Source organism: Leisingera sp., from assembly GCF_034669605.1.
Classification (GTDB): domain Bacteria; phylum Pseudomonadota; class Alphaproteobacteria; order Rhodobacterales; family Rhodobacteraceae; genus Leisingera.
Genome location: NZ_JAXMOX010000314.1, coordinates 1 through 3,600, shown reverse-complemented (window position 1 = coordinate 3,600; position 3,600 = coordinate 1). Strand labels below are relative to the sequence as shown.

Annotated in this window: 4 protein-coding genes and 1 pseudogene; 3 read left to right on the top strand and 2 right to left on the bottom strand. The window is 57.4% G+C overall.

The genetic code is table 11. The features are described 5' to 3' along the window. Positions 1-129: 129 nt before the first annotated feature. Positions 130-903, bottom strand: coding sequence for a hypothetical protein (locus VOI29_RS23410; protein ID WP_323784160.1), 774 nt, complete (start codon positions 901-903; stop codon positions 130-132). Between the two features lie 137 nt (positions 904-1,040). On the opposite strand from VOI29_RS23410, the gene VOI29_RS23405 reads away from it, so the two are divergent. From VOI29_RS23405 to VOI29_RS23395, 3 genes are all read left to right on the top strand, one after another. Beyond that, the gene (locus tag VOI29_RS23405) at positions 1,041-2,267 is read left to right on the top strand and encodes an argininosuccinate synthase (protein WP_024092126.1); all 1,227 of its coding nucleotides are present in this window, start codon (positions 1,041-1,043) and stop codon (positions 2,265-2,267) included. Beyond that, entirely contained in the window at positions 2,264-2,728 is a 465-nt protein-coding gene (locus VOI29_RS23400) for a DUF1810 domain-containing protein (protein ID WP_323784158.1), read from the top strand. Before VOI29_RS23405 ends, VOI29_RS23400 begins: the two co-directional genes overlap by 4 nt. A gap of 79 nt (positions 2,729-2,807) precedes the next feature. Further along, complete coding sequence (locus VOI29_RS23395) at positions 2,808-3,092, top strand: SCP2 sterol-binding domain-containing protein (RefSeq protein ID WP_323784156.1); 285 nt, start codon at positions 2,808-2,810, stop codon at positions 3,090-3,092. Positions 3,093-3,278: 186 nt separating this feature from the next. Here VOI29_RS23395 and VOI29_RS23390 read toward each other — a convergent pair. Further along, positions 3,279-3,412, bottom strand: a pseudogene (locus VOI29_RS23390) (hypothetical protein). Positions 3,413-3,600 lie beyond the last annotated feature (188 nt).

Here is a 3,600-nt window from a genome sequence, read left to right as displayed (position 1 = left end):
ATCGCCTGTTCAGCGGCGCGGGCCTGGGACTTGAAATCGCTCATGTGTCCTTCAGTGGCGCAAGCCCGCCCGCAAGGCAAGGGGCGGGTGTGAAAGCATGCATAAGAATACCGTCAGAACCGTCCTTGATCAGATCGGGCGGCCCTCGACGTAGTGGCCATAGAAGGTGGTGATGACGCTGACATTGACCAGCGTCGTGATTAGCGACACCAGGATCAGGAACACCACCCCCAGCGGCGCAAACACTGCCATCGACAGGCTGGCCACCAGCTGCAACAGCAGCTGCATTAGCCCGATCAGAAGCACCAGCAGGATGATGGCGCCCGTTGTGCCACGAGTCTTTTGCCAGGCTTCGCGCAGTTTCAGCGAATGTCCGATTGCAGCCGCAGGCAGCGCAGGAGTCAGCCGGTAGATCGTCACCAGCAAGAACAAGACCAACACGATATAGGCCGGTATGATCACTATCGCCGCGCCCTGCCCCGCAATGGAGCTTAGCAGCGCCGCGGCAACACCGGCCGGGATCATGATAGCCATCCCGACCAAGGCGATCAGCAGCGACTTTCCGACATAGGCCAGAATGCGGTCACCGCGGAAAGCGGGCAGTAGGCCGCTTGGATATTCCTCCAGCAAAACAAAGCGATGCCAGGACACGAACACCCAGATCTGCACCGCAATGATGACCAGGAACACCACCAGCAGCGTCAGGCCAAAGCCGCCCGCCGCCAAAGCCTGCAACAGCGCCTGCTGGTCGCCCAGCAGCGTCAGCGGCAGCCCGGCGCTGGCCAGCAGCGCAAAGACGATCGCCACCCCGATCAGCACCGGCCCGGCGGCTATCCTGAACCCATGGTTCAAATTCCGGATCACCATGCGCACCGAATGGGAAAATATTGTCCAGCCTTTCATACCGGCATTCTCCAAAAGTTCGTTCTGTTTTGCTGCGCACGTTATGCGTGCTCGGCGGATTAGAAAACCCCGGATAACCTTGCCCTTGCGACCAAAACCGGCTACGCCCCAGACGTTCTGACCTGAGAGGGAATTCCATGTCCGCGCCCAAGAAAGTTGTGCTCGCCTATTCCGGCGGCCTCGACACCTCGATCATCCTGAAATGGCTGCAGACCGAATACGGCTGCGAAGTTGTCACCTTCACCGCCGATCTCGGCCAGGGTGAAGAGCTGGAGCCCGCCCGCAAGAAAGCGGAAATGCTGGGCATCAAGCCGGAGAACATCTTCATCGAAGATGTGCGAGAGGAATTTGTCCGCGACTTTGTCTTCCCGATGTTCCGTGCCAATGCGGTTTACGAAGGCCTCTACCTTCTGGGCACCTCGATTGCCCGCCCGCTGATCTCCAAGCGCCTTGTTGAGATCGCCGAGGCAACTGGCGCCGATGCCGTCGCCCATGGCGCCACCGGCAAGGGCAACGACCAAGTGCGGTTTGAACTGGCAGCCTATGCGCTGAACCCCGATATCAAGGTGATCGCACCCTGGCGGGAATGGGATCTGACCTCGCGCACCCGTCTGCTGGAATTTGCTGAAGCCAACCAGATCCCGGTCGCCAAGGACAAACGCGGCGAAGCCCCCTTCTCCGTTGACGCCAACCTGCTGCACACCTCATCCGAAGGCAAAGTATTGGAAGATCCGGCGGTGATGGCGCCCGATTATGTCTACCAGCGCACTGTGCACCCCGAGGACGCACCGAACGAGCCTGAGTTTATCGAAGTCGGTTTTGAAAAAGGCGATGCTGTCAGTATCAACGGTGAAACCTTGAGCCCGGCAGACCTGTTGACCAAGCTGAACGAATTGGGCGGCAAGCATGGCTGCGGCCGTCTCGATTTGGTCGAAGGCCGCTTTGTCGGCATGAAATCCCGCGGTATTTATGAAACGCCGGGCGGCACCCTGCTTCTGGAAGCCCACCGCGGAATCGAATCGATCACTATGGACCGCGGCGCAATGCACCTCAAAGATGAGCTGATGCCGAAATACGCTGAACTTATCTACAATGGCTTCTGGTATTCGCCTGAGCGGGAAATGCTGCAAGCTGCCATCGACAAGAGCCAGGAACATGTCACCGGAACTGTGCGCCTGAAGCTTTATAAAGGTTCTGCAGCCTGTGTGGGCCGCTGGTCGGATCATTCGCTCTACTCCGAAGCGCATGTAACCTTCGAGGAAGACGCAGGCGCCTATGATCAGACCGATGCTGCAGGTTTCATTCAGTTAAACGCCCTGCGCCTCAAGCTGCTGGCCGCCCGCGAGCGCCGGATCAAAAAGTGAGTAACTACGACGATATAGACGGCGGTTTCGAAGACGATTTCGCGGAAGAGCTGGAAATGTTCGTCGAAGCTCAGGACACCGTTTGGGCGGCTGTTCTGACTGAACTCTCTGAAGGTCAAAAGACGAGCCACTGGATGTGGTTCGTCTTTCCCCAATTGGCCGAACTGGGCCAATCCCATATGGCACAGCTTTACGGGATCGAGGACCTGACTGAGGCCACCGCCTATTTGAACCACGAAGTACTGCGAAACCGCCTGGTGGAGGCCAGCCAGTTGATGCTGCAGCATCTGGGAACGGATCCAGCGCAAATCCTCGGCGGTATCGACGCAAAGAAACTTCGCTCTTCTATGACACTGTTTGCAGCTGTCCCCGGTGCGCCGGCGGAATTCCGGCAGGTGCTTGATGCCTTTTATGGCGGCCGACCCTGCCCTCTGACCGAGGCAGCCCTTACCGGAACGTAAGCAGGCGACTTCACCTAAGGTCAATGTTGCTGGCCATCCCTTGCATACCTAATCCTCGCCGCAGGCAAGGGAGGGCCAAATGGCATTGCAAGACATCGCTAGGGAAATCCGCACAGGACTGGCTGGAAAAACCTTTGAGGGCTCACTGAAATTCGATTGCGGCGAAGATGGTGTCATCGTGCTCACAGAAGGCAGTGCCAGCACAGATGACTGTGGCACCGACTGCACGCTGCAGCTTTCCAAAGAGAACTTGAAGAAATTGCTCACCGGCAAGCTCAACCCGATGACAGCCGTAGTAATGGGCAAAATCAAGATTTCCGGCAAGATGGGTGTTGCCATGCAACTGAGCAAGCTGCTCGGTTGAGGCACTTCATTTTCTTGGAAATATCCTCGGGATGAGTGCCGCAGGCGCGAGGCGGAGACAAGGCCGCCTCGCGCCTCAGATTTTCACTGCATTCATCTGTTCGTAGTAGGGCTTGATGCTAGGGACCTGTCCCAGCAGCGCCTCTGCCACTGCGTCGGGATCCTGCGGTTGGCAGTCCAGAATGCCCTACCGCATTGGGTGCCTGAGGCCCGTCATCGACAGGTAAGCCGCATAAAACGGTTTATCCGCCACCCGCAATCGCCACGGTTGCCAATGGTATACATCATCGCCAACGACAGGTTCCGCGGCCCGAACCACATGGCAATCCGCATTATGCGCACTCCCTTTCGATGAGATTTTTATAGAGGGCACAAAGATGTTCGGTCAGTGTGGCAACAAAGCAGTATCCGTGTTGATCAAGCGTAATTTTCACTCCATTTCCGCTGGTCTCTGAGAAGTGCGTTTGCAACGACGACAAGCTTTCGCATGATTGCGGTCAGCGCGACTT